Source organism: Nitrospira tepida (genome assembly GCF_947241125.1).
Classification (GTDB): domain Bacteria; phylum Nitrospirota; class Nitrospiria; order Nitrospirales; family Nitrospiraceae; genus Nitrospira_G; species Nitrospira_G tepida.
In genome coordinates this window covers 2,192,754-2,216,140 of record NZ_OX365700.1, presented here as the reverse complement: position 1 = coordinate 2,216,140, position 23,387 = coordinate 2,192,754, and the positions used below count along the sequence as shown (strand labels likewise).

The following is a 23,387-nucleotide window of genomic DNA, read 5'->3' as shown; positions in this document are numbered from 1 at the left end:
GTGAGCAAGCGAGAAGCACCTCAGAAAACCACCATGGCATCAGCGGGTGTGCCCCATGCCGGCCAACACCATTTCCGGGAATCGCAACTCACAGCATCCGAAGTTGAGCGCCCGTCCCTGCCGATTGGCCAGCACGCGTTGGACCCTCGGCAGGATTCGATAACAGACCTGCTTGCCGTCCCGAAGCCCCTCAATCAATCCGGCATCCCGGAGAATCCGGAGATGATGGGAGATGTGCGGTTGCGGACAGCGTAGCTGCCGGACGAGTTCCGTCACGCACTTCTCCTCGATCAGTAACGACTCCAGTATACGCAACCGGGTGTGATCCGCCAGGGCCTTGAGAATCGTGGCGCATTGGTCTGCGGTGAGCATGTCGCCGGGTGAGGCGGGCTTCATCAGCAGCAGCCTCCATCGGGTGAACAGGTGACCTCGCCGCCATTCACGCGTTGGCCGGCGCGGTTGATGATGGCGAAATGCGGAGCATACCCGTCGGTTGCCAATACCTTGAGGGTCTTGGAGCAGACTTCCAGCGGTTCTCCCCGTCGGTAGACGTGATGATCGTCATCGGCAGCTTCGAGAAATGGGCCCGCGAGCAGGGCAAAGTCTCCTTGCCACACGCAAGAGGCTTGCGAGGGCAACACCGCCCACCAGCGCGCATCCGCTCGGTCGAGCACGATCGGTTCATGGGACAGCACAAAATACGGGGCGAGCGGGGGTTGACTCAGCAGCAGAGCCGTGTCCGGCCCGATCGGTCGCGGAATACCTCGCTGGTAGCTGGCTCCACGTTCATCCACCACAAGGCTAAATGGTCCGCGGAGTGTCGCGTAGCGAACGGCGGGTCCCGCAGGATGCGGTGGGAGTTTGTAGCCGGTCAGCGTTACGGAGAAGAAGTGAATCCCATCGATGACTTGCCAGGGAGAGAACTTGACGAGATGGATACCGAGAAACCCGGCTTCCACCATGCCGACACTGTAGGCCGCGAGCGTCAATGCGCCGGAGAGACACTCACCCCATTTTTCAGCATCATGCACCAAGTATTGCGGGACGGCTTGGTCTGACACGATATCGGAAATCGTAAAACGCCCACCCGGTTTCGTGACGCGGAACATCTCACGGAAGACCCTGCGCTTATCAGGAGCCAGGTTGATGACGCAGTTGGAAATGATCAGATCGATCGTGTTGTCGTCCACCGGCATCGCATCGGCCATGCCCTTTCGGAACTCCACGTTCGAGGAGGCATAGCCCAGATTCGCTGCAACAATCGGCGCATTGCGGCGCGCAATCTCCAGCATCGCGTCCGTCATATCGAGACCGATCACACGGCCGGTCGGTCCGACCAACCGCGAGGCTTCGAAGCAGTCGATTCCTCCGCCGGAGCCGATGTCCAGGACCGTCTCACCGGGGCGGACCGTCTTCAACCCGGCGGGCGTGCCGCAACCATAGGAAATCTTGAGCACCTCTTCTGGGATAAACGTCTTCAGGTCGGCGAAGTCGTAACTCGTCGGACAGCACATCTGCTCGCCTGCGGCGGCAGCCCGCGCGTAGCGGTCACTGACTTTTTGCGTGATTTCGTCTATCGGCATGGTCCCCTCGTCGCGACTGTATATATAGAGATCCCTCTATGTGTCAATCTTGCCCTATGAGAGCGATCGCATCCTTATAAATAGGTGGATAGGTCCATATACAGGGAAGCACATGGACCTTCTGTAAGCTGGCTTACAGTCACACGGCCGCCAGTCTCTCGGCTGTGGACGCGCTGGAGTAGAGTCGGACGTTCAAGAGGATCATTACGGGTCGGAAACGAACAAACGGACACACTCCCCCCTTGACTCCGTACTATGGTACAGGGTGTATCGTCACACATGAGGTGCACATGACAACCGAACTCACAATTGGGCAGCTTGCAAAGGATGTTGGGGTGAATATCGAAACGATTCGCTACTACGAGCGACGCAGCTTACTCGACCCCACCTCGCGGCTGCCGTCCGGCTATAGACTCTACAACAGCGAGGCGCAGCGACGTCTCCGCTTCATCAAGAACGCCCAGGCGTTGGGTTTTACGCTCCATGAGATCGAAGAACTCCTCGATCTTCGGGTCAGATCGAAAGCCCGGTGCGGTGATGTGCAGCGGAGGGCGGAAGCCAAGCTGAGGCACGTGGAGGCAAAAGTGCGCGACTTGCAGGCACTGGCCAGGGCACTACGAAGCTTGCTTCGCGACTGCCGGGCTGGCCAGCCAACTGATCGGTGTCCAATTCTCAAGGCCCTGGAGGATGAAATGCACGGAAAGAGACGCACAGCGCGAAAGGAGGTGAACGGATCGGGAAGCGGACCTTCGGAATTGCTTAGGTGACGTCAGGAATTGATCCACACCTGCCAGGCTGTTTCGTCCAGCCACAACGGCAGAACCATACAAGCCTGATTAGAACCTATCTCAAAATTATTGACAGCATGACAGTCCGTCCGTATAGGTGCTCCCATGCTGCGGTTGCGCGACGATCAATGGGAGCGGATTCGGGATCATTGTCCTGAAGAGCACATCCCGGACACTCGCCCGGGCCGCAAACCGATCCCAACCCGGGCCGTCCTGGAAGCGGTGCTCTGGATTCTGAACACCGGGGCGCAATGGCACCTGCTCCCGCAGTGCTATCCCAACTACAAGACCGTGCATCGCCGGTTCCAACAGTGGTGTCAACGGGAGGTCCTGCGAGAGGTCCTCACCCAGCTGGCAAACACGCTGCGTGACGAAGGGGCCATTGATGAACGCGAGAGTTTCATTGATGCCACGTTTGCGGCGGCCAAGGGCGGCGGCGAGGCCATTGGACTTACGAAGCGCGGCAAGGGCGTGAAAATCCTGGCGATTGTGGATCGGCACGGACTGCCCCTCTCCGTGAGCACGCATGCGGCGAATCATCATGAAGTCACCCTGGTCCAACTCAGTTTCGACTTCTACATGCTCGAGGCCAAGCCCGAGCATCTCATCGGGGATCGGGCGTATGACAGCGATGGCCTCGATGCCGACCTCCACCAAGACGGGGTGAACCTGATCGCGCCGCATCGATCCACTCGCAAACTCAAGACCCAGGATGGGCGGCACCTACGCCGGTACCAACGCCGCTGGCTCGTTGAACGGTTCTTTGCCTGGCTCCAGTGGAAACGCCGACTCCTCGTTCGCTGGGAGTACTACGCCGCCAATTTTCTCGGGTTCGTGCAGCTCGCCTGCATCACGATGCTCCTCAAACAATTTTGAGATAGGTTCTAGAGAAAAAAGGAGATTCCACGATGGTGACCACAAAGCGAAGGGTTGAGGTATTCACGGCTGGCTGTCCCATTTGTGATAACACAGTCAAGCTGGTCAAGTCTTTAGTCTGCCCCAGTTGCGACCTACAGATCTACGATCTACGGGAGGGCTGCGCGACGAACGAATGCCGGGACAAAGCGAGACGCTACGGGATCACCGCAGTCCCGGCCGTCGCGGTTAACGGTGTGTTGTTGGACTGTTGCCGGCGGGAACCGATCACAGCCGATCGCTTAAGGGCTGCTGGCGTCGGACAGGCGTGATGGTAAGGGCGAACATCAGGGAGGCATGACTCCATGAACCGGAACCGTCTCATGACTTTGGGCTTAACAGGCGCAGCGTTGACAGCACTCTGCTGTTTCACGCCGATTCTGGTCGGGCTGCTGGGTCTTCTCGGCCTGGGAGCGGTCACGGGCTACCTGGACTATGTGCTGCTCCCCGCCCTAGCCGCCTTCCTTGGCTTGGCCCTGTACAGCCTGTCTCGGAGAAATCGGGATGACGTCTCCGGCTGTTGTTCGCATCATTCCGCAAAAGAACACGGTAAACCGGAAGGATGACAAAACTCATGACCGAAGAACAAAAAGAGATAAGGTCAGATGCCGAAAGTTTATTTCAAGAGCTGCGTCGCCTCAGTCCGAAGGTCACCGGCGGGCTGCTTCGCATGCGACAGGAGGCGTACCGCGACGGGGTTGTTTCCGCCAAATACAAGCTCCTCACGGCAATGAGCGTCTCAATCGCCATCCGATGTGAGCCCTGCATTCGAGCCTACGTCCAAATGGCGGTCGAAAAGGGCATTACTCTGGACGAATTGATTGAATTCCTCGAAGTCGCGATGACCATGCAAGGCTGCCCTGGCGAGGAATGGGCACTGAAGGCCTATGCCGTATACAAGGACTGCACGAGTTGTCGGCCGACTTCGGATGCGTCAACCTGCTGCGAACACCAGTCTATGAGCCAGAACAAGAATGCGGAGGGCGGGTCATGAACCGACAGATCGTGACCATGATACTAGCGATGTGCATGACACTCATAGGGATCGCCGGCCTAGGCACGCAGCACGCGTCCGCAGCCAGCATCCTGATCCACATGAAGACCTCGCTGGCAGAGGACGATGCGCAAATTTGTGCCGTGCCGAATGTGGCTTGGGCGGCCGTCAAGGCGGGCCATAAGGTGACAATTCTGGTTGATGCCAGCGCGGTGACATCAGTGACCAAGGGGTTTGGCTTTTTTCGCAGACTGGTCGGTTCGGACAGTACCGCGCTCGAACGAGCGGGGCTGCCGGAGCGAGAACGGCAGAGCGTCTCCGAACAGATGGGCGTACCCCTGGAGCAGGTCCCGCATAACTACGGGGAGTACTTTGAGATCCTCAAGAGCAAGCTGGGCGTTGAAATCTATGGCAATCAGACCATGATGCTGCTCTACAAGATCGATCCGGCTCGAGTCGCCTCTTCAGTAACCCCCCTTCCGCTGGAAAAGATGGTGGGCCTGTTCGTATCAGCCGATCATGTGATCGTGTACTGAGCTTCAACCGACAAGGAACTGTGTGATTATTGGGAAGCTATTGAAGTGAATGTCCATGTCCGGCCGAAATCGGTGCTGTGGACACGAACGATCCGTTCACCCCGAAAGGCCTTCGACCGTACGGTGAAGGAGATGGCACCCTGCCGGGACACCTGAATGTCTTCAAAATGCGGGGCGCGATCCCCCTGGAAATTGTAGTGGCGGCAGTCAGCTTTTCCTTTAGGAGCACAAAAATCGGGTTTCACAACCGGATCGATCAACTCCTCAGGGAGAGACGTGGGATACCACGCTCGAAACTGTCCGCACGCATCGAAGCTCACACTCACACCATTCCCAATCCAGACCAGCGTCTGCTCATCGACCACCAGATAGTTGTGGCGCTCGCGCTCGACCAGTTCTGCGGCATTCTTGGATCCGATGGCGCCCCCGTTCCCTAATGTACGCCAACCTGGGTCCTGGGTCTTGTGGCCCGGAGAGTTTGCTGTATGCTCCGACGCGCACTGGACGCGAAACACTTCGCCGGTATAGTGGAGCGGAAGGTTCTCATAGTACCGAACGACCTTCAGCTTGAAATGAGGTTCATACAAAACAGCCTCGTCGAGTTTCTGCGTGGCTTGACTGCACGAGACTAGCGCGATGTTCCAGATCGTCGTCATCACGATAATCTTGAGGAAGAACCGCCCAGGCGAAGCGATCATATGGTGTGGCAAGACAACGATCCCCTACCGCACCTGCGGCCAGCCGCGCTTCCACAAGCATTGCCCAGACGACAGGTAGTCTTTGGATCGGCACCACTCAAGGCAAGCTACTGTCGGGTAATGCGTCGTCCTCAGATATGCGTATCTGCCGTCGGGTTGCTTCTTGAACACTTCCCACGGGCCGGTCCGATTGCCCCATATGGAGATCTCCGAGAACGCCACGCCTTCAAATGACTCCAAGTCCTGCGCCAGGTTGCAGCGAAACAGAAATGTGTCTTGCACGCCGTTGATGAAGTAATCATCACCCAGCGCATACTCGGCATACACAAAGGCCCCTAGTGGATCTGGTGTGTCAAACTCAGCGGCATCCGCAACGCCCGCCAACATCAGACCAAGCAGCATGCCTATTGACACACACACCTGAATGCTCTCCCGCATCATGTTGGTATCTCGAATCGCATGCCCCCTGTGGGGAGAATGTCTCCGACTCATACCCGAACCCATGCGCTCTTCCATTGTAACCAACGAATGCTGCGCTACAAGCCGAATTGCCATATTCGACAGTGCAGGGGAGTAGTTGTCGTTCAATGGGAATCGCGCGCGATTATTGTACTCACTCAGGCATTGGCATGGGACCTATTCTCTTGACGACACAAAGTCTTGATGACGAAACTCCAACCAGGTGCGTTGCAGGTCCAAAGTCAGCCGCTTCGCGGCATCGTTCATGGTCACCACCCGAAGCGTATTCGGTGCACCTTCATAGGTTGGCGGCCACCAGGGTCGCCCATCAGGGCCGGCGGGGCGAAACCAGATGACGGGATACCATTGGTTGATGCCCGGGGCCATCGGGCGATCCAGCGTGGCCATGCTCCGGCCTTCCCCGCGCAGCAGCACCGCTCCTGTCTTGACGTCGATCAGCGCGGCCTCAAGCAGCGACCAGTTGTCCCGTCGCAAGCCAGGCTGGCTGTGCGAATGCCACCCCAGGAAGACGGTTTGCGGATATTCTTGCTCCATGGCGGAAGCCACAACGACCAAAAGATAGTTCACGTCATGCGACTGTGCCAATTCGAGCAATGGACTGAGATCGCCCCTTGGCTGTACGCCTTCGGCTGGCAGGAGCGTCTCGACCGTGAGCGGAAGTGACTGACCGAGTCGTTCCTTCAGCTGCTCCGTGAGTCGAGTCTGCGCTTCGTCCGGCAATACCGGTGCGGCTCCTTCAGCCGTCTGATCGGCGATTACGAGGAGGCCGGTCCGGCCCTTGCGGTCGGAAAGCGGGTTCAGCGATTCCAGTGTCGGAACCGGATGCGTGCCGACATACTGGTTCATTCGGCTCGGTGGCGAGGCGGTCGCACAACCAGCCAGGACAACGACGACCGTCATTCCCATCTGCAGAGTCATCCAAGATGTCGGAGCCATGGCTACCGCCCTCCTCTCGCTCGTGGGCGGACACCCACCCGGCGGCTTGACTTTACCGGTCGAGTGTCCGCGGCACCCGTCGGCTAGAACGTAATGACCTGATAGCCTTGCGCCACCAGCTTTTTGAAGCTGGGATGTCCGTCGTACTCCCCTGCCAGCTTCACCCCGCATGCAACCACTTTGTCCTTCACGCCAAATGCTCCCGCGCAGAACTCGCAGGCCCCGCCGATCCGATCTTTCACCGCATTGTAGAGCCCGTGCAGCTTGTGATCGGGCTTTTCCAACTCGGGAATCCACTTGGGCCCGGCGCCGTCGAAGATGAGCTGAACGTCGTCATGACCGTCCTTGAACTCCTTGACGGATTCCAGGGCATTCACCACACGGCCTAACCCTTCGTGTGTTTCCGTGTCGGCCAACACGACAATCGCGACTTTGGACATGGTGCACTCCTTTCAGAAGCCAGTATGTGAGAGATGAGAAGAATCGCCGCCTGCGACCAGTGCGGAGGCGGCATCATGCCGCCACGACCTCGCACTCTACCGCGCACAGCCCAGGCCCATCTGTAGCCTAGCTTACAAAACGAATTCTCCGTGTTTTTCTGCAAGCGGTGAGGTGCCTTACAGAACGAGGTCGTCTCAGCCGCTAGGATCACGCTCAAGATGCAAACACACCGATCACTCACGAGGAGGTGCGTCATGACCTGCGAACGATGCAATGGCCTGATGGTCAGCGAGCAGATTTGTGATCTGCGAGGGACAAGCGGCGATCTCAGTGTGGACGGCTATCGTTGCCTGCTCTGCGGCGATGTGGTCGACAAGACGATTCTCGCTAATAGACGGTGTTCATCCGAGACGGTCGAACCGCCCACGGTCTACAGCCCTCCGATGCCAAGACTCGTGGCGGCATAAGGCGAGAAGCATAATCGAAGCGATCATGCCCTTCCCACGACTGATTGAAGGTTGATCGAGGAAGGAGATGTGCCATGACACGTCAAGACGAACCGGTAATGGCCCTTCGAATCCAACTCCACCAACTGCCCTGTCCAACTTGTGGCCGTCATGACCTGGAGCCGATGCTCCAATGTGATTACTACCCGGACGGCTGTCTCTGGCTGGTTCGCTGCGAAACGTGCCGGGCGCAATACCATCTGGATCATCGGAGCGGGCCTGCTTGGATCGACGATGCACGGACTGTTGCGCCTGCAGACCCGGCGGCCACTGAACACTCTTAACGGACAGAAGGGAGGCTCCCATGCGAATCCATGAGGTCATGTCCACCGGAGTGGTGACGGGTGCACCGACGGACTGCGTGCGGGAGATCGTCATCAAAATGTTGAGCCGGCATTGCGGGGCGATTCCAATCGTGAACGGCAATCATGAATTGCTCGGCATCGTGACCCTGCGCGACGTGATGTTGCCGATGTATCCCAACTACGGCGACTACATTCATGACGCGGTGCACAGTCGGGACTTTCTGGAAATGGAGCAGAACTATCCCGAGGTGCTGGCGAAGAAGGCCGAGGAGATCATGGTGCCTAATCCGCTGACCGTTTCGCCGGAGACGCCCATCCTCGAGGCCGCTTCGTATATGGGGCTCAAGAACTTCCGGCGCATCCCGGTCGCCGACCATGGCAAGCTCGTCGGCATGGTCAGTATCGGCGACATTCACCGAGGACTCTTCTTTGCGCGCGGAGGTTGTGAAGCAGAGCCATGACCAGAGGAGAGGGAAGGATTCAGCCTTCTGAGAAGTTCATGAACCGCCGGTCGTTACTGTACCTCGGCGCGAAAGCGGCGTTCGGTTTCTGCACCGCGCTGAGTCTCCTAGGAGGTCTGTCTGCCTGCTACCGCGCCCCGGGTACCGCGCGTGACCAACTGATTTTCTTCTCGGAGGAAAAAGAACTGCAATTTGGACTGAGCGCCTACCGGGAAGTGTTGCGGCAAGCGCGGCTGTCCGAAAACGCCGGGATCAATGACATGGTCCAACGGGTTGGACAGCGGATCGCCAAGGCCGCCAACAAACCCGAGTATCAGTGGGAATTTGCGGTCATCGAAGAGGACCAGATGATCAATGCCTTCGCGCTGCCCGGCGGCAAGGTGGCGGTCTTCACCGGCATTCTGAAGCACACCAAGAACGAGGCGGGGCTCGCCACTGTGATGGGGCACGAAGTGGCCCATGCGCTGCAGCGCCATGGGGTGGAACGCATGAGTCGCAGCATCCTCGATCAGATTGCCCAGCTCGGAGCCCTGGGGGCTGCCGCGTCAGGCCACTCGAGCGGAGCGGCGATTCAGGGGTTGTTAGGGGCATACGGTGTCAACGTGTCGCTGCCCTTCAATCGGAAACAGGAATCGGAGGCGGATTACATCGGCCTGCGGTTGATGGCACAAGCGGGCTATGACCCGCGCGAAGCGGTGCCGTTCTGGGAACGGATGAACGGGTGCCCCAAACAGATGATCGGAAAACTCTGCTTTCGATCGCAACATGCCATTCCCGAGTTTCTCTCCACGCATCCCTCCGATGTGACCCGGATCAATCAGATCGAAGCCTGGCTCCCCGAAGCCTTGCAACACTACCACGTCCCTGGTGGTGGATCCATCCAACCGCCGCCAATTCCCTATCGACCGTTGATCGGACCGATGCCTCAAGTGAGTAGCCTTTCGAACACAGCTCGCATGTCTACACAACAGATAGAGGAGTGAAGGCGAGCTCTTTGGAGGAATTAGTGACAGCTCAAGCGTGATAGCTATTGCGCCTTAGTCTGGACCGATCAGTCCAGAACAAGGTTGTTATCTCGATACAGAAGGGAGGTGAACGCATGCCACTCGCACAATTAAAAGGGCTCAGCGGGTATCTCAGCGCGGAGCAGAAGGCCGAACTGATCCGCAAGGTCACGGACGGATCGTGTCAGTTGAAGGAGAAGGGTTGCGGTCCGTGACCTGGGTCATCATCGAAGGAGTTCCCTCGGGGGACTGGGGCGTCGGCGGGACACCCGTCACGACCGAGGCTCTGAAGAACATGGCCACGCAGGGCCGCTAACGTGAGAGCATCAAGCAACACAAGATCACACATTCGAAGAAGGAGGATCACCATGAAGTTTCAGGTCCATACGAAGGAGACGGCTCCGGAGGCGTCGCGCGCAACGGTCGAAGCCACCGCAAAGAAGTACGGATTTCTTCCGAATTTATTCGGGGTACTCGCCGAGTCGCCGACGGCGGTGCAAGCCTATGCGGCCATCAACAAGGCCCTTGAGCAGAGTGCGCTCTCTCCGGTGGAACAGCAGGTGGTGGCCTTGACCGTCAGTACTACGAACGACTGTGCCTACTGCGTAGGTGCCCACTCCACGGTGGCCCAGATGGTCCGCACGCCCGAGGACATTCTTGCAGGGCTGCGAGAGCAACGACCGCTCTCCGACCGGAAGCTCAATGCGCTTCGTACGCTGGTGCTGTCCGTCATGCGTCATCGCGGGTGGGTGCCGGAAGATGATCTGGAGCACTTTGCAGCGGCGGGATACGGACAGCGGCATCTGTTAGACGTGCTGACGATTGTGGCTCTCAAAACCTTGAGCAACTATCTGAATCACATCGCCCATACGCAGCTCGATCGACAGTTCGCGTCGCAGGCCTGGAGCCCCAAGGAGGGCTGCACCAGTTGTTTGACGACGTGAACTTCTTGGCGAGGTACAGAACGATTGAGAGGGAGTCCCACGCCGGCATAGGCGTGGGACTGCACGGATCCATTTCAGTGACGGTTGCGACCGCGCTCCCGAACGCGGCGAACCTTGTCGGAGGAGGGAGACAGACATGAGCCGGTCAAGATGGGGTCAGAACGTGTGGCGGATTCCTCTCCTGTTTGCCGGCGATCTCCTGAAACAACCCACCTGGGTTCCGATCTGGGTCTTCGCGCTGATGATCGTGAATATGGCCAGCCTTGCGTTCTGGAGCGAACTCCTGGCGAAGGTCATTTTTGTAACGTTTCTGATGTCGGCCATACTGATGATGACCCTATATGCCAAATTTGGGTTCGAACGGATACTCGGATTCGGTCATGTGTTCTGGATTCCATTATTGGCGTATATCCTTGTCCAAGTTCGCCATGCCCAAGGCGAGTTCCATGCATACCTCGTCGTGCTCTCCCTGTGTATTGGGGCGTCATTGCTATTCGATATTGTTGATGTGTGGAAATTCCTGTCATCGAAAAGAGTACCCCGCTGACGTCGATCACCTGGTCGCCTCACTATTCACGCCATCGTTTGTCACATCGCTAAGAGAAGTATAGAGCAGTCCACGGGTGTGCCAACTGGCATGGCGGTGCGGCCCGCTCGGTGGGGGCGATAGGCGGGATATGTATCAGATTGGCCTGGGCGTAAGTAGCGGATGAAGATCCCCCCTGCTTGCGGTTTGCTCCTCTCCGACATCGACCGCAACTGTAAGGCGGCTCACAGCCTTCTCATGTGGTGGATGGTAGGGTGCGCATAAACATATCGAGGCAGCTCAATGTTTTCCTGCTCTCTCGAAGAGCGAAAGCGGAGCAACTTATCTCTCACTATCACAAAGGAGGGTCAGACCATGTCGATGATGTGCAGTATGCAGGGATGCACGCAGAAACACGGAATGTGCGGGCACGAACAAATGATGCTCGTCATGATGGTCATGCTGGTGGTCGGCGGAGCGGCCTACTGGCTTCTGGGATAGCCGGCGCTTCGCTCGATCGTCCACTCGAACCACTCACCGCTTGGTATGTCCCACTGTCCGAGGCGGGCCGGATCACGGCTGAACGATCGGTGCCCTGTCGTGCTTTCTGGAAGCCAAAACAACGGCTGGAATTCCAGCAGGCGACTGTAAGCTGCCTCACAGCGGCTAGGCCATACGGGAGCTAAGATCCAACGACACAATCCAAGCGTAGGAACACGAGGAGAGAAGCCAACGAGATGGTCCACGCCAGAGAAGGGAGGGGTCCACATGATCGAGTCCTGAATCCGTCGCGATGCATCGATGTTCAGTCACGAGCGTCATTCCGAAGATCGTTCAACCTAACAAAGGAGACTTCCCATGAACGCCAACACGAAGAAGAACGCCATGATTCACTCCGCGCTGCTCGTTGCATTCAGCCTGGCAGGATCGCAGGCGATGGCTGCCGCTCCGAAAGTCCCGGAGTTGCCCGCCGGCTGGGAGGCCTGCGGCGGTGTGGCCAAGGCTGGGATGAACGATTGCGCGGTCAAGACCAGCCTCCACTCCTGTGTGGGCATGGCCAAGAAGGACAATGAGCCCGATTCCTATGTGTTCTTGCCGAAAGGTCTGTGTGGAAAGATCGCGAATGGCACCGTGCTGGCCATCACGAAAGACGATCTGGCGAAGATGAAAGAGATGATGATGAAAAAGATGTAGGACGCGGCGCAATGACGACGCACATCGACGCTCCGATCCCGGCCTGCGCCGGGATCGGACTTCGCTCACAACACTTTCGGGAGATCCTGGAGGAATTCCCACCGGTCGCCTGGATGGAAACTCATCCGGAAAACTATTTCGGTGACGGCGGCGCGCCACTCCGGAACCTCGAACGCATCAGGGCTCACTACCCCCTGAGTTTCCACGGGGTCGGCCTGTCGCTGGGCTCGACCGATCCGATCGACCGTCTCCATCTCCGGAAACTCAAAGCTCTGGTCGATCGATTCGACCCGGCACTCGTGTCGGAGCACCTCTCGTGGAGTTCCGTCGACGGTCGGTTCCTCAACGAGCTGCTCCCCTTGCCCTCTACCGAAGAAAGCCTGAACCATGTCTGTTCACGGATCGACGAGGTCCAGAACGTCCTGCAACGGCCCCTCCTGATCGAAAACATCACCCGGTATCTGACATGGCGTGAATCCACGATCCCGGAAGGTGAGTTCATGGCCGAGACAGCCAGGCGGACGGGCTGCGGCATTCTGCTCGATCTCAACAACGTCTATGTCAACGCGGTCAATTTTCACCTGGACCCCTTTGAGTTCTTGGACGCCATTCCGGCCGAGACGGTCTGGGAAATCCATCTGGCAGGTTTCGATCGCTTCGGGCGGTGGCTCATCGATACCCATGGCGAGGCGGTCTATCCGGAAATCTGGGGCCTGTACCAGTGGGCGATTCATCATTTTGGACCGCGCCCGACGTTGATCGAGTGGGATACCAACATGCCGCCACTCTCTGTCCTGGTTGATCAGGCCAAGCAGGCGAGCGCGATTCTTGGAGGCTGCCATGTTGCGGCTTCATGAGATCCAACAGGCATTTGCCAAAGGCATGATCGAGGGACAATACGCCGTCGTGGCGGAAGCGATCGTGCCAGGAGGCTCAGCTCTACGAAATGTGGCGCTCTATCGCCGCCTGATCCGTACCAACTACACGCAGGTGCTCAGCGTCACCTTTCCCATTCTACGCCGGTTTGTCGGTCCCCGGTATTTCAACCTCCTCGCGCGAGGCTATGTCAAAAGATACCCGTCGATGAGCGGCGATCTGTTTTCGTACGGGCGGCATCTTCCGGTGCTGCTGCTCGAACTACAGGTTCCCTGTCTGCTGGTCGAACTGGCGCGATTGGAATGGACCTGCCACGAAGTGTATCAGGGCGCCGATTCCCTGCCCCTCCCCCACGCTCAACTAGATGCCATTGCCTCCGCTGACCCATCGCGCGTGACGTTCCGTCTGAACGCGACAGTGCGGCTGCTGCGTTGCTCCTTGCCGGTACATCGCGTGTGGCTGGCATTGCAGCCGGACGCCCCGACAGACATCGCGGTCGATCTGCCGCTGCCGGAAGAGGACACGGGCATCCTGGTCACCAGGGCCGAAGGGAGGATCCATGTAGCGGCTCTCGCCGACCTCGACTACCGATTGCTCGAAGCCATGCTCGACCGGAAGACCGTGGCCGAGGTCGAGCACTTGGCGACGGAAACCGACCCGGAGTTCGACTTCACTCGGTTCATGGCTTCCATCATAGATTTGAACGTGCTCGCCGGAGTTTCCGTGGAGGCACCCTCATGACACACGAGACTGGCTTGTTGACGCGCGCAGTCATGAGTGCGGCTCCAGCCTACCGTCGGTTGATCTGGGGACTGGAGGCCTTACTCCCGCTGTTCGACCTGTCTGTCCGCCTGTATTTGGCTCACATTTTTTGGAAAGGCGGCATGGTCAAGCTCTCTAGCTGGATGTCGACCGTGATGCTCTTCACCATGGTCTACGATGTGCCTCTGTTGCCGCCGGAGATCGCCGCCTACCTGGCCACCGCCGTCGAATTGAGCGGCTCGTTCCTGCTGGCCATCGGCCTGGCGGGTCGGTGGGCCGCCCTCTCGCTCTTCGGGCTGAATATCGTCGCGTCAATCTCGTACGGACAATTGTCCGAAGCCGCGCTGCAAGAGGCGTTCTATTGGGGGATCCTGTTCTTGTATTTCGTCCTGCACGGACCAGGGCTGCTCTCCGTTGATGCGCTATTGCAGTATCTGGTTCGACGAAGACAAACGATGAACGGTGCCGACGAAGCGATTGCGAAGCAAGCTGTTCCTCGTAGTGCGTAGGGTGGACATGTAGGCATGTGCAACGCTTCGTCTTCGAAAAACTTGCCTCAGGCCGGCCAAAGAGGTCACACTGACGTGTAGGAAGGCGGTCATGACAACTGGGGGCTCATGAGTTCACCCGATCAAACGAAGCCGGTTTTCTCGGAGCGAGAGCCGCCTGAGGAAGACACCGTCGATCGCCGTGCGTGGCTAGTGAGCGCAGTTTCGTCGATTGGGACCACTGCTGCAAGCCTAATCGCTCCGTCGCTACTGCCGGCTGAGGAACTGGCTGCTCTCGATCCCACCGCTGTCCCCGGTCACGCTCCGAGCCCCTACGGGTCACGCGCACCGGGAGAAACCGCCCATCGCCTGCCCACGGCCACCCATTCACTGACGCCCCATCACGCCTTGCACGGCATCATCACTCCGTCCGCACTGCATTTCGAGCGCCATCATAACGGAGTGCCGAGCATCAACCCCGACCGGCACCGACTCTTGATTCATGGACTGGTCGACCGACCACTGACATTTTCGATGAACGATCTGACGCGCTTTCCCTCCATCACCAGAACCCTGTTCATCGAATGTTCCGGCAACTCCGGAAAAGAATGGAAAGGGCCGACGGGAACAACCGTTCAAGAGACCCATGGGTTGATGAGCACGAGCGAATGGACCGGCGTGCCGCTCTCGACGGTCTTGGCTGAGGCCGGCATCAAACCTGACGCGGCGTGGGTGTTGGCGGAGGGCAGCGATGCCGCCGCCATGACCCGTAGTCTGCCGTTGGCGGCGGTGGTGAAGGATGCGCTGCTCTGCTACGCGCAAAACGGTGAGGCGCTCAGGCCGGAGCAGGGCTATCCGCTCCGGTTGGTGATTCCGGGTTGGGAAGGGAACACCTGCATCAAATGGGTCAGGCGGTTGAAGCTCGGCACTGCGCCGTTCATGACTCGTGAAGAAACCTCCCGCTATACCGACCTCATGCCGGACGGCACAGCCCGGCAGTTTACCTTCGTAATGGAAGCAAAGTCAGTCATCACCAGTCCGTCTGGCGGCCAACAGATCACGCCGGGGTTCGTCGAAATCCGCGGTCTGGCCTGGAGCGGGCGCGGCAAGATTGCGAAGGTCGAGGTGAGCGCGGATGGCGGGCTTACCTGGCGCACGGCGCAATTACAAGAACCGGTTCTCCCCTACTGTCACACGCGCTTCCGGTACGGTTGGCGCTGGCATGGGGACGAAGCGATTATTCAAAGCCGCTGCATCGATGAGACCGGCTATATCCAGCCGAGCAGAGCGGCGCTTATTACGGTCAGAGGAACGAATTCCGTGTACCATTACAATGCCATCCAAAGTTGGAAAGTGGGTGGAGACGGGAAGGTGACCAATGTGGAGATGTAATCCGGCCTCGTCGATACTCCTCGTGCTGGGCTTGCCCCTAATCCCTCCAGGCATCTCCATGGCAGAAGAAGCCCGCTACGGATTCGGACAGCCGGCGACCGAGGCTGACATCAAAGCGTGGAATATCGATATCACTCCGACTGGCGAAGGGTTGCCCCCTGGCCGAGGGACCGTACGGCAAGGAGCAGCCGTATATTCAAACAAGTGCGCCGCCTGCCACGGACCGACAGGAACAGAAGGGCCAAAGGATCGGCTGGTCGGCGGCCACGGTTCGCTGGCTACAGAACACCCGGTCAAAACCATCGGCAGCTACTGGCCCTATGCCACGACGTTGTACGACTACATCTTCCGCGCCATGCCCTTCACCGCGCCGCAGTCGCTCACGGCGGACGAAGTCTATAGCCTCGTCGCGTGGCTGCTCCACCAAAACGGCATCATTCCGGCAACTATGGTAGTCGACGCGCAGACGCTGCCCAACGTAACAATGCCCAATCGTGACGGATTCGTCGCCGATCCACGGCCGGACGTGGAATCGCGCGAATGACCAAGCTATCCGTCCGGCGCTAGCCGAATTACGTTCCCTTCTTCTTGAAGACAATGTCTCCGTAATAGGCTTCCGCCGACTCGCCGGTATTGTCGGTATCCGTCATGATGGCGACACCGGAAATCATGGGCGGCTCTGCTCCGAACGCTCGTTTGTAGTCTTCATAGACGTTCCGCTCTTCGGTCGTCCAGGTGTTCAGCTTGGCTGATCCGCTTTCCACCACAATCATATGCACCTGTTCCGTGTACGGGTTGGGCACCGCGGTTCCTACTGGCGCCCGGCTCTCCCAAATGTAATTGATGGCGCCGAGCGGGGGGTACCGGCCGTAGATGAGTTTCGCGGCTTCGTACTTCGCCTTGCCGAAGAGACCGACTTTCGCACTCTCGTATTGGAACGTGACGTAGATGCGGGCGGGATAGTCGTCCCCCTCTTTCCTGGTCACATCGCCGGCCTTTAGGGTATTCGAGACTTTCCATCGCCACTGGACGATCGGATACTCCTTCGGATCGATCAGAATTTCTTTCGTGTATCCCGAAGAGGAGGCTCGACTGGTTGCCTTGACGGCGACGCGATCACCGTCGAGCACAAGGCTGTACGTCGTGTGTTGGGGAATTTTTGGAAAGGTGAGCGGTTTCCAGCCGTCCGGCCAGGGACCATTCGGATTCGCTGTCGAAAATGGACCCACTTCTACGGTGGCGGGGGATTGAGCTTGTAGCCGGCTCGGATCGCCGACGATCATTCCCACCAACACGACCGATGCAAGACCGACGATCACGGAAGATAGAGATGGTGCCATAGGCTGCATCCTTTTCAAGTTCTCAAGTGAAACATCGTTGTTCATGATGTACCGCTCTATCGCCGCATCCAGGCAAACAATTTGATCAACAGGTTCTTGGTTCGTTGCGTGAAATGCGCTTTGCGCCAGAGGTTCACCACCTTCTTGTTCACTTCAGCTTGCGTGGGATAAGGATGGATGGTTGCCGCGATCGTCTTGGCCCCGGCTCCCGCCTTCATGGCGACGGAAAATTCGCTGATCATATCACCGGCATGGTTGGCCACGATCGTGGCACCGAGGATCGTATCGGTTCCCTTTTCGACGTGAATCCTCGCAAACCCTTCGTCTTCCCCGTCTAGAATCGCTCGATCGACTTCATCCAGCTTGTAGGTATAGGTTTCCACCTCAAGGCCCTTCTCCTTGGCCTCTCTCTCATACATGCCGACATGAGCCACTTCCGGCTCGGTGAAGGTGCACCAGGGCATGACCAAGGAATCGACGTTGGCATAGCCCAGACCGAACGGATGCGGGAACAAGGCATTCTGGATGATGATTTGAGCCATGGCATCGGCCGCATGCGTAAACTTGTAGCGAGAGCAGATATCGCCTGCCGCGTAGATCTTTGGGTTCGTCGTCTGCAATCTGGCGTTGACCTTGATCCCGCTCTTGTCGTACTCGACTCCGGCTGTCTCCAATCCGATCCCCTCCACGTACGGCGTTCGCCCGACACCGACGAGAATTTCATCGACCGTTACGTCGTAGTGCCGGCCGTGCGAATCGACGGTCAAACGTTTCCCGCCGTCGGTCTTCTGCACCGTGAGATCCTTTCCGCAGCACAGCACGTTCACGCCATCGCGGACCATCTGTTGCTCGACGATGTCAGCCGCATCGCGGTCCTCGTTCGGCATGATCCCGTGCATCGCTTCGATGAGATAGACTTGGCTCCCAAAGCGGGCGAACGACTGTGCCAGTTCACAGCCGATGGGACCGGCTCCGATCACCCCGATGCGTTGCGGCAACTCCGTCAACGAAAAGACAGTTTCGTTCGTGAGATACCCGGCTTCTTGAAGCCCTGGCACCGGAGGTGCCGATGCTCGCGCACCGGTGCAGACAGCGGCTTTCACAAAAGCCAGGATCCGATCGCCCGCCGGTCCTTCCACGTGGATGGTCTCGGGACTAAGAAAACGCCCGCTGCCAATAAAGACGTCTACACCAAGCTGGGTATACCGATGGACTGAGTCGTTCCGGCTGATGCGCGCCCGGACTTTTCGCATGCGCGCCATGACGGCGGCGAAGTCATACTGCACGCCAGGAGGAATATGGAGGCCAAACTCCGTGGCCCTCCGTAGATCGGTCCAAGCTCTGGCTGCTCGGATCACACCTTTTGATGGTACGCACCCAACATTGAGACAGTCTCCTCCCATCAGATGCTTTTCAATCAACGCGACCTTTGCCCCCAGGCTTGCGGCTACGACCGCGGTGATCAAGCCCGCCGTTCCGGCTCCGATCACCACGATGTTGTAGCGACCGGTCGGCTCGGGATTGACCCAATCGGGCGGATGCACATTGGCGACCAGCTGCTGATTGTACTCGTCGTTCGGAAGAACCAATGACTGATCGTGCTCACTCATTCCAGCGACCCTTGGGAGAGGCTTCATCATCACGTGGCGCCCTTCGTTGTGAATCAATCATCAAACGATGAACTCTTCATCGCGCTGGTTTGGCCGCAAACCTTTTATAGACGACCGGCACGAGGGCGAGAAGCCCCAAGAGGATACAGGCCCCGATCACATTCGGCGACGCGATCTCCTTCAGTGAATTTATGGTACCCAGTTGGCGTCCTGCATAGGCATAGACGAACGAACCGGGAATGATGCCGAGCGCCGTGGCTCCGATATATGTTCCGGCGCTCACGCGAGTCAGTCCTGATACGAGGTTGACCACGAAGAACGGAAACAGGGGAATCAGTCGAAGAGTCAGCAGGTAGCTGAAGGCGTTCTTGACAAAGCCTTCTTGGAACGGTCTCAGCGACTTCCCGAATTTCTGTTCCACTGTGTCCCGTAGCAGATACCGCGCGGTCAGAAACGCCAGGGTCGCGCCGGTCGTCGCCCCGAGATTCACGAACAACGTTCCAGGGACGGCCCCGAACACGAACCCGCCGGCGAGCGTGAGCATGACCGCACCCGGAAGCGACAAGCCGGTGACAATCGCATAGGCCACAATGAAGATGCCGACCGCTGCGACATAATTCACGTCCGTAAACGCCAGCAGATTGTCCCGATTTTCCTTCAGGGCGTTCAACGATAAGAACCGTCCGAGATCAAAATAGAAGAAGGCCCCGATGGCCAGCCCGATCACAAGAGCAATGATCACCTTGCCTGAAGGAAGCTCCTTGGTGGAGGTAACGGGTTCGGTGCCCGGTTGAACAGCGTGGATCGAATGGGTTGTCTCCTCCTGATATCCGTCAGCACACCGTGTTTCCATAGACCGGACTCCCTTCGTGTGGCTGAGTGAAACAGGACATGGGCTCTGCTGCAACTCAGGCTCTCTGAAAGAATCTCCTCTCGCCATGACTCCACAATAACCGACTCCCCGTTTAGATTCTGTGAGCCAATTCACAATCCTGGACGGCAGGGAACCGGGGAAGCACGGCATCTGTAAGGCACATGGATCCCCCGGCCTTTGGACGGCGGGACGTGTTCCAAGTGGACTGGATGGTGAAAAAGTACCAGACCATGCCCTGGCTGCGATCGCTGGTACGTACCATGCCCGAAGGGCTTACGAACGTTCGTGATCATTGGGTATTACGAGAATGAAGTGATTCAAGAGCGTATGCCGCTCGTAGCTGAGCAGATACAGATGAAGCAGTGTAGGATCATCGGCGTCCCAATGGAGCACAGGACCATCGACACCGATGGCATGATGGTCGAGCCAGCGATTTTGCGAATCCAGGTGGAATCCGTAGAAGGTGCGCTCGGCCGGGGGCTCCTTTACCACATGCTCGTAAGACTCGAAGAAACTGGGGTTGCCGATACCGAGGGGAACCTGCCAGCCACGGTCATAGTGCTCCGGAGACGCAACGGGAATAGCGGTCCCATCGAGCCCGCCGAGAATCAGGCGAGTGGCTTCGCCGGTCAGATGACTGCGAAACTCGAGCTCGATCTCGAACAGCGACTGAGATCCTCCGTTGAGTTTCACCTGCCGCACGGTGGCCCCAGCCAGCTCTGCGAGATAGTGCAATTGAGTGTCACGAGCGTGAGCCCGGGAGTATCGACCCGGCGGAATGAAGCTCGAGAACTGCACCGGCCCACGGTACCAGTCTCGATAGGTCGAGGCGACTGGTGTCAGAATGTTCTTGCGCTTATGGACTTGCTCGCCTCGTACGGCGACCGGCTCATCCCAGCGAACTGTCGGCTGAATCGACCATTCCCGCTCGACCGTCCGCACCCGATCTAACCGGATCGGCGTCCCTGACGGATCGACCCAATGTTCGAGGGACCACCAGTAGGACCAATATGAGAGGCCATTGACCCGTTCGAATAAGCCCTTGTACAGCCCGAGCGGGAACGTAAACCAGAGATGCTCATAGACGCGGTCTTCCCCATTCTCATTGGTGAACAGCAACAGCTCCCACAGACCGGCATTCAAACAATTGCGGGCGAGATCGATGCGGCTCAACGCCCGCTGCTCGAACCCGTCTCCTCCCTCGCGGACATGGACCTGGGATGAAGATCGGTCAAACCGGACCTGCTGTCGGTTCCATTCGCGATCGATCAGGCCGATTTTCGTCAGATCTGGATCGGTTTTGACCCAGGGCGGAACGGCGGCAACGAGGTGCGCAAGGTCTACACCGATCAGTTCGATGGCGGTGGCCTGCTCCGAGGCCGGCTCGATGCGGAAGTGAAAGTGAGTATCGCGGGTCTGTTCGATGATGAGGCTTCGGTGAGGATAGTTCGCGAAGACCGCGCTTCGTGTCTCCGGATCCTCCTGGTACGCTGCGTCACTGAATGTCGTGAGACCGACAGTTTGTACTGGTGCCGTGTGGTAACGGACCTGAAACCAGATTGCTCCGACGACGGCAATGAGGATAACTGCGCTTGACAGCACGAGCCCCCATCGCTTCATGATAGTTGAAGACATGGTCTAGTTCCTTTCAGAGATGCGGAGACTGCCCGACGCAGGTCTGCATGGTGCATAGGCGCCGCCTCTCTCAGCACAGGAGAAGGCGCGGCGAGAACTCAGCCGCCTTGGACCGGAGCCGTCCCCCAGGGTACAGTGCAATTATGAAATGGCTACTGTGGAAGGTTAGGACAGTATCGGAGGAGCGCGAGCGCGTACCGTTTCTGAAAAAACCGGCAGGACAGGAGTCTGTGACAGGCTCACCGGATTGTAGAAGACGATTGGAATCGGGCGAATGATGTCAAGGTAGACGACAGAACCGGCTTCGCCGCTTGTTCCGATCCAGGTGCAGACTTGATGGTGCGGGGTCTTGGGCTCGCCCGGAAGCGGAAGGCCGGCCTCCAACGCCCAGACGTGCATCCACACCGTCAGCGACACATAGGCCAGGCCGACGGTCCAGAACAGCAGCCGCTGGCGTCGATCGATGAGCCGGTCCATAAGCTGAAACGCTACTCCCAGGCGAAGAAACCTGTCAACCGGGCAGATCGGCATCCCGCAGCTTGGCCCTTTGGATCCCCAGCGCCTTGATCCGCGAGGCCAGTGTGGTCGGTTTCATGCCCAGCAGCGCGGCGGCGCCCTGTGCGCCGAAGATCCGGCCCTCGCTCGTCCGCAGCGCCTGAATGATGCTCTCCCGCTCCTGGCGTTTGAGCTCTTCTCGCGTCAGAAGTTGTGCTCGCGACGGCATGTCGCGAGACAGTGCCCGCGTCTCGCGCGGTTGCGACGGGTGAAGATGGACACGCAGCGGCCCTCCTTGTGAAAGGATCACCGCGCGCTCGACGACATTCTGGAGCTCCCGCACGTTTCCGGGCCAGTCATGCGCGGCAAGCTGGTTCAACACCGCTTGTGTGACTCGGGGGGCACGGCGATTGAGCCGTTTCGCGCTCTGCGCGATGAAATGCAGCGCGAGCTGCGGAATGTCTTCCCGGCGTTCACGGAGCGGTGGGATGTGGATGGGAAACACGCTGAGACGGTAAAACAGATCCTCTCGAAAACGGCCGGCTTCGACCTCCCGCTTCAAGTCGCGATTCGTCGCCGCGACGATCCGCACGTCCACCCTCCGCGTCCGCGTGTCGCCGACACGCTCGAACTCGCCCTCTTGCAGGACCCGTAACAGCTTCGCCTGCATCGCCACGGGCACCTCCCCGATCTCGTCGAGAAAGAGCGTGCCGCCGTCGGCCAGTTCGAAGCGACCGGGCCGATCGGCGAGGGCTCCGGTGAAGGATCCCTTTACATGTCCGAAGAATTCGCTTTCAAACAATTGGTCCGGCACGGCGCTGCAGTTCACCTTGATCAGGGCCCGGTCTCGCCGCCGGCTCCGGTCATGAATCGCGCGCGCGACCAGTTCTTTCCCCGTCCCACTCTCTCCCGTGACGAGCACTGCCGCGTCGGTGGGCGCGACCAACTGCACTTGACGGAGGACGTGCTGGAGCGACTGGCTCTCTCCGACGAATTCCTCCATCCCCAACGCGGCGGTGACCTCTTCACGCAGGTAGAGGTTCTCCTCTTCCAGCCGGGCACGCAGCAGGGCGATCTCATCGAACGCCTTGGCGTTTGCAATGCTTACCGCTGCGTAGTCGGCGAACATGCGGAGCCACTCGAAGGCTTGCTCGTTGAGCAAGCCGCGGTCGAAGAGCGCCAGCACTCCGAGGACCTCCTCCCGGAAGATCAAGGGTTGCGCCGCGAAGGTCCGGACTCCCTCACGCGCGAACCAGTCAGGGTCCGCGATCCACTCCTCGTCACCGCGAAGCCCGGCCAGCCGGAGCGGCTCACCGCTCGTGGCCACGCGCCCGATCTTGCGCTCGCCAAGGGGAAACCGATGAAACGAGCCGTCCAAGCGGCCGTAGTCGGCCTGCGGATCGCGCGACACTCCCGCGCTGGCGACGAGGTGCAACCACCGACTGTTGTCGGAGACATCCTTCCGCTCACGGCAGACCGTACAGAGTTCATTTGGCGTCGTGAGCCAAATCCGCGTCAATACCGTATTCGGGCATTGCGCGATGCCGTCGGTAATCGTGCGCAGCACCGCATCAAGCCCACGTTGTTGAGCGGTGGAAACCATC

Annotated in this window: 29 protein-coding genes and 1 pseudogene; 18 read left to right on the top strand and 12 right to left on the bottom strand. The window is 58.7% G+C overall.

Annotated elements, in window-relative coordinates:
• Positions 1–39 precede the first annotated feature (39 nt).
• Positions 40–396: an ArsR/SmtB family transcription factor gene (locus QWI75_RS10480; RefSeq protein ID WP_213041709.1), complete on the bottom strand. Its 357-nt coding sequence runs from the start codon at positions 394–396 to the stop codon at positions 40–42.
• Positions 396–1,583, bottom strand: a complete 1,188-nt coding sequence (locus tag QWI75_RS10475) for a methyltransferase domain-containing protein (protein ID WP_213041710.1) — start codon at positions 1,581–1,583, stop codon at positions 396–398. The genes QWI75_RS10480 and QWI75_RS10475 overlap by 1 nt, the downstream gene beginning before the upstream one ends.
• Positions 1,584–1,873: 290 nt before the next feature.
• Between QWI75_RS10475 and QWI75_RS10470 the strand changes: the two genes are divergently transcribed.
• The 5 genes from QWI75_RS10470 (at position 1,874) to QWI75_RS10450 (ending at position 4,816) form a co-directional block, all read left to right on the top strand.
• A complete protein-coding gene (locus QWI75_RS10470; protein WP_213041711.1) occupies positions 1,874–2,350 on the top strand; it encodes a heavy metal-responsive transcriptional regulator in 477 nt (158 codons plus the stop codon).
• Between the two features lie 126 nt (positions 2,351–2,476).
• A complete protein-coding gene (locus QWI75_RS10465; protein WP_213041712.1) occupies positions 2,477–3,247 on the top strand; it encodes an IS5 family transposase in 771 nt (256 codons plus the stop codon).
• A gap of 344 nt (positions 3,248–3,591) precedes the next feature.
• Positions 3,592–3,852, top strand: a complete 261-nt coding sequence (gene merF / locus QWI75_RS10460; protein WP_213041713.1) for a mercury resistance system transport protein MerF — start codon at positions 3,592–3,594, stop codon at positions 3,850–3,852.
• Between the two features lie 8 nt (positions 3,853–3,860).
• Positions 3,861–4,280 carry a carboxymuconolactone decarboxylase family protein gene (locus tag QWI75_RS10455; RefSeq protein ID WP_213041714.1) on the top strand — a complete coding sequence of 140 codons (420 nt, stop codon included), beginning with the start codon at positions 3,861–3,863 and terminating at the stop codon, positions 4,278–4,280.
• Complete coding sequence (locus tag QWI75_RS10450) at positions 4,277–4,816, top strand: hypothetical protein (protein ID WP_213041715.1); 540 nt, start codon at positions 4,277–4,279, stop codon at positions 4,814–4,816. Before QWI75_RS10455 ends, QWI75_RS10450 begins: the two co-directional genes overlap by 4 nt.
• 26 nt (positions 4,817–4,842) lie before the next feature.
• On the opposite strand, the gene QWI75_RS10445 is transcribed toward QWI75_RS10450, so the two are convergent.
• From QWI75_RS10445 to QWI75_RS10430, 4 genes are all read right to left on the bottom strand, one after another.
• A complete protein-coding gene (locus QWI75_RS10445; protein ID WP_289268528.1) occupies positions 4,843–5,472 on the bottom strand; it encodes a hypothetical protein in 630 nt (209 codons plus the stop codon).
• A gap of 66 nt (positions 5,473–5,538) precedes the next feature.
• A complete protein-coding gene (locus QWI75_RS10440) occupies positions 5,539–5,955 on the bottom strand; it encodes a hypothetical protein (protein WP_213041717.1) in 417 nt (138 codons plus the stop codon).
• A gap of 195 nt (positions 5,956–6,150) precedes the next feature.
• Positions 6,151–6,930, bottom strand: coding sequence for a hypothetical protein (locus QWI75_RS10435; RefSeq protein ID WP_213041718.1), 780 nt, complete (start codon positions 6,928–6,930; stop codon positions 6,151–6,153).
• Positions 6,931–7,013: 83 nt separating this feature from the next.
• Positions 7,014–7,370 (bottom strand): DsrE family protein, encoded by a 357-nt coding sequence (locus tag QWI75_RS10430; RefSeq protein ID WP_213041719.1) that lies wholly within the window; start codon positions 7,368–7,370, stop codon positions 7,014–7,016.
• A 255-nt stretch (positions 7,371–7,625) separates the two neighbouring features.
• Between QWI75_RS10430 and QWI75_RS10425 the strand changes: the two genes are divergently transcribed.
• The 13 genes and pseudogenes from QWI75_RS10425 (at position 7,626) to QWI75_RS10365 (ending at position 16,373) form a co-directional block, all read left to right on the top strand.
• Entirely contained in the window at positions 7,626–7,838 is a 213-nt protein-coding gene (locus QWI75_RS10425) for a hypothetical protein (RefSeq protein ID WP_213041720.1), read from the top strand.
• Positions 7,839–8,181: 343 nt separating this feature from the next.
• A complete protein-coding gene (locus tag QWI75_RS10420) occupies positions 8,182–8,643 on the top strand; it encodes a CBS domain-containing protein (RefSeq protein ID WP_213041721.1) in 462 nt (153 codons plus the stop codon).
• A complete protein-coding gene (locus tag QWI75_RS10415) occupies positions 8,640–9,626 on the top strand; it encodes a M48 family metallopeptidase (protein ID WP_213041722.1) in 987 nt (328 codons plus the stop codon). Before QWI75_RS10420 ends, QWI75_RS10415 begins: the two co-directional genes overlap by 4 nt.
• A 116-nt stretch (positions 9,627–9,742) precedes the next feature.
• Positions 9,743–9,963, top strand: a pseudogene (locus tag QWI75_RS22805) (tautomerase family protein).
• A gap of 52 nt (positions 9,964–10,015) precedes the next feature.
• Entirely contained in the window at positions 10,016–10,591 is a 576-nt protein-coding gene (locus tag QWI75_RS10405; protein WP_213041724.1) for a carboxymuconolactone decarboxylase family protein, read from the top strand.
• A 136-nt stretch (positions 10,592–10,727) separates the two neighbouring features.
• Positions 10,728–11,138 (top strand): hypothetical protein, encoded by a 411-nt coding sequence (locus QWI75_RS10400; protein ID WP_213041725.1) that lies wholly within the window; start codon positions 10,728–10,730, stop codon positions 11,136–11,138.
• A 354-nt stretch (positions 11,139–11,492) separates the two neighbouring features.
• Entirely contained in the window at positions 11,493–11,618 is a 126-nt protein-coding gene (locus QWI75_RS10395; protein WP_281412671.1) for a hypothetical protein, read from the top strand.
• A gap of 357 nt (positions 11,619–11,975) precedes the next feature.
• A complete protein-coding gene (locus QWI75_RS10390; RefSeq protein WP_246507528.1) occupies positions 11,976–12,311 on the top strand; it encodes a BufA1 family periplasmic bufferin-type metallophore in 336 nt (111 codons plus the stop codon).
• 11 nt (positions 12,312–12,322) lie between these two features.
• Entirely contained in the window at positions 12,323–13,168 is an 846-nt protein-coding gene (gene bufB, locus QWI75_RS10385) for an MNIO family bufferin maturase (RefSeq protein WP_213041726.1), read from the top strand.
• The gene (locus tag QWI75_RS10380) at positions 13,152–13,928 is read left to right on the top strand and encodes an HvfC/BufC family peptide modification chaperone (protein ID WP_213041727.1); all 777 of its coding nucleotides are present in this window, start codon (positions 13,152–13,154) and stop codon (positions 13,926–13,928) included. The genes bufB and QWI75_RS10380 overlap by 17 nt, the downstream gene beginning before the upstream one ends.
• The gene (locus QWI75_RS10375) at positions 13,925–14,458 is read left to right on the top strand and encodes a DoxX family protein (protein WP_213041728.1); all 534 of its coding nucleotides are present in this window, start codon (positions 13,925–13,927) and stop codon (positions 14,456–14,458) included. The genes QWI75_RS10380 and QWI75_RS10375 overlap by 4 nt, the downstream gene beginning before the upstream one ends.
• 108 nt (positions 14,459–14,566) lie before the next feature.
• Entirely contained in the window at positions 14,567–15,829 is a 1,263-nt protein-coding gene (soxC, locus tag QWI75_RS10370) for a sulfite dehydrogenase (RefSeq protein ID WP_213041729.1), read from the top strand.
• Between the two features lie 58 nt (positions 15,830–15,887).
• On the top strand, positions 15,888–16,373 hold the full coding sequence (locus QWI75_RS10365; RefSeq protein WP_289268527.1) for a c-type cytochrome: 486 nt from the start codon (positions 15,888–15,890) through the stop codon (positions 16,371–16,373).
• A gap of 28 nt (positions 16,374–16,401) precedes the next feature.
• Here QWI75_RS10365 and QWI75_RS10360 read toward each other — a convergent pair whose 3' ends face one another.
• From QWI75_RS10360 to QWI75_RS10335, 6 genes are all read right to left on the bottom strand, one after another.
• Positions 16,402–17,169: a DUF3047 domain-containing protein gene (locus tag QWI75_RS10360; RefSeq protein WP_246507530.1), complete on the bottom strand. Its 768-nt coding sequence runs from the start codon at positions 17,167–17,169 to the stop codon at positions 16,402–16,404.
• 56 nt (positions 17,170–17,225) lie between these two features.
• Positions 17,226–18,779: a mercuric reductase gene (locus tag QWI75_RS10355; RefSeq protein WP_213041731.1), complete on the bottom strand. Its 1,554-nt coding sequence runs from the start codon at positions 18,777–18,779 to the stop codon at positions 17,226–17,228.
• A 76-nt stretch (positions 18,780–18,855) separates the two neighbouring features.
• Positions 18,856–19,632: a TVP38/TMEM64 family protein gene (locus QWI75_RS10350; protein WP_213041732.1), complete on the bottom strand. Its 777-nt coding sequence runs from the start codon at positions 19,630–19,632 to the stop codon at positions 18,856–18,858.
• 294 nt (positions 19,633–19,926) lie between these two features.
• Positions 19,927–21,288 (bottom strand): hypothetical protein, encoded by a 1,362-nt coding sequence (locus QWI75_RS10345; RefSeq protein ID WP_213041733.1) that lies wholly within the window; start codon positions 21,286–21,288, stop codon positions 19,927–19,929.
• A 165-nt stretch (positions 21,289–21,453) separates the two neighbouring features.
• Positions 21,454–21,765 carry a hypothetical protein gene (locus QWI75_RS10340; RefSeq protein WP_213041734.1) on the bottom strand — a complete coding sequence of 104 codons (312 nt, stop codon included), beginning with the start codon at positions 21,763–21,765 and terminating at the stop codon, positions 21,454–21,456.
• Positions 21,766–21,799: 34 nt separating this feature from the next.
• The gene (locus tag QWI75_RS10335) at positions 21,800–23,386 is read right to left on the bottom strand and encodes a sigma-54-dependent Fis family transcriptional regulator (RefSeq protein WP_289271644.1); all 1,587 of its coding nucleotides are present in this window, start codon (positions 23,384–23,386) and stop codon (positions 21,800–21,802) included.
• Position 23,387: the final 1 nt, after the last annotated feature.

What these genes read in the sequence shown, in the direction of transcription:
- bufB (WP_213041726.1), top strand. Translation starts at nt 12,323, where the DNA reads ATGACGACGCACATCGACGCTCCGATCCCGGCCTGCGCCGGGATCGGA.
- QWI75_RS10375 (WP_213041728.1), top strand. Translation starts at nt 13,925, where the DNA reads ATGACACACGAGACTGGCTTGTTGACGCGCGCAGTCATGAGTGCGGCT.
- QWI75_RS10365 (WP_289268527.1), top strand. Translation starts at nt 15,888, where the DNA reads ATGGCAGAAGAAGCCCGCTACGGATTCGGACAGCCGGCGACCGAGGCT.
- QWI75_RS10395 (WP_281412671.1), top strand. Translation starts at nt 11,493, where the DNA reads ATGTCGATGATGTGCAGTATGCAGGGATGCACGCAGAAACACGGAATG.
- QWI75_RS10355 (WP_213041731.1), bottom strand. Translation starts at nt 18,779, where the DNA reads ATGAGTGAGCACGATCAGTCATTGGTTCTTCCGAACGACGAGTACAAT.
- QWI75_RS10470 (WP_213041711.1), top strand. Translation starts at nt 1,874, where the DNA reads ATGACAACCGAACTCACAATTGGGCAGCTTGCAAAGGATGTTGGGGTG.
- merF (WP_213041713.1), top strand. Translation starts at nt 3,592, where the DNA reads ATGAACCGGAACCGTCTCATGACTTTGGGCTTAACAGGCGCAGCGTTG.
- QWI75_RS10455 (WP_213041714.1), top strand. Translation starts at nt 3,861, where the DNA reads ATGACCGAAGAACAAAAAGAGATAAGGTCAGATGCCGAAAGTTTATTT.
- QWI75_RS10440 (WP_213041717.1), bottom strand. Translation starts at nt 5,955, where the DNA reads ATGATGCGGGAGAGCATTCAGGTGTGTGTGTCAATAGGCATGCTGCTT.
- QWI75_RS10360 (WP_246507530.1), bottom strand. Translation starts at nt 17,169, where the DNA reads ATGGCACCATCTCTATCTTCCGTGATCGTCGGTCTTGCATCGGTCGTG.
- QWI75_RS10335 (WP_289271644.1), bottom strand. Translation starts at nt 23,386, where the DNA reads ATGGTTTCCACCGCTCAACAACGTGGGCTTGATGCGGTGCTGCGCACG.
- QWI75_RS10405 (WP_213041724.1), top strand. Translation starts at nt 10,016, where the DNA reads ATGAAGTTTCAGGTCCATACGAAGGAGACGGCTCCGGAGGCGTCGCGC.
- QWI75_RS10400 (WP_213041725.1), top strand. Translation starts at nt 10,728, where the DNA reads ATGAGCCGGTCAAGATGGGGTCAGAACGTGTGGCGGATTCCTCTCCTG.
- QWI75_RS10445 (WP_289268528.1), bottom strand. Translation starts at nt 5,472, where the DNA reads ATGACGACGATCTGGAACATCGCGCTAGTCTCGTGCAGTCAAGCCACG.
- QWI75_RS10390 (WP_246507528.1), top strand. Translation starts at nt 11,976, where the DNA reads ATGAACGCCAACACGAAGAAGAACGCCATGATTCACTCCGCGCTGCTC.
- QWI75_RS10420 (WP_213041721.1), top strand. Translation starts at nt 8,182, where the DNA reads ATGCGAATCCATGAGGTCATGTCCACCGGAGTGGTGACGGGTGCACCG.
- soxC (WP_213041729.1), top strand. Translation starts at nt 14,567, where the DNA reads ATGAGTTCACCCGATCAAACGAAGCCGGTTTTCTCGGAGCGAGAGCCG.
- QWI75_RS10475 (WP_213041710.1), bottom strand. Translation starts at nt 1,583, where the DNA reads ATGCCGATAGACGAAATCACGCAAAAAGTCAGTGACCGCTACGCGCGG.
- QWI75_RS10430 (WP_213041719.1), bottom strand. Translation starts at nt 7,370, where the DNA reads ATGTCCAAAGTCGCGATTGTCGTGTTGGCCGACACGGAAACACACGAA.
- QWI75_RS10415 (WP_213041722.1), top strand. Translation starts at nt 8,640, where the DNA reads ATGACCAGAGGAGAGGGAAGGATTCAGCCTTCTGAGAAGTTCATGAAC.
- QWI75_RS10465 (WP_213041712.1), top strand. Translation starts at nt 2,477, where the DNA reads ATGCTGCGGTTGCGCGACGATCAATGGGAGCGGATTCGGGATCATTGT.
- QWI75_RS10380 (WP_213041727.1), top strand. Translation starts at nt 13,152, where the DNA reads ATGTTGCGGCTTCATGAGATCCAACAGGCATTTGCCAAAGGCATGATC.
- QWI75_RS10425 (WP_213041720.1), top strand. Translation starts at nt 7,626, where the DNA reads ATGACCTGCGAACGATGCAATGGCCTGATGGTCAGCGAGCAGATTTGT.
- QWI75_RS10350 (WP_213041732.1), bottom strand. Translation starts at nt 19,632, where the DNA reads ATGGAAACACGGTGTGCTGACGGATATCAGGAGGAGACAACCCATTCG.
- QWI75_RS10345 (WP_213041733.1), bottom strand. Translation starts at nt 21,288, where the DNA reads ATGTCTTCAACTATCATGAAGCGATGGGGGCTCGTGCTGTCAAGCGCA.
- QWI75_RS10450 (WP_213041715.1), top strand. Translation starts at nt 4,277, where the DNA reads ATGAACCGACAGATCGTGACCATGATACTAGCGATGTGCATGACACTC.
- QWI75_RS10435 (WP_213041718.1), bottom strand. Translation starts at nt 6,930, where the DNA reads ATGGCTCCGACATCTTGGATGACTCTGCAGATGGGAATGACGGTCGTC.
- QWI75_RS10340 (WP_213041734.1), bottom strand. Translation starts at nt 21,765, where the DNA reads ATGGACCGGCTCATCGATCGACGCCAGCGGCTGCTGTTCTGGACCGTC.
- QWI75_RS10480 (WP_213041709.1), bottom strand. Translation starts at nt 396, where the DNA reads ATGAAGCCCGCCTCACCCGGCGACATGCTCACCGCAGACCAATGCGCC.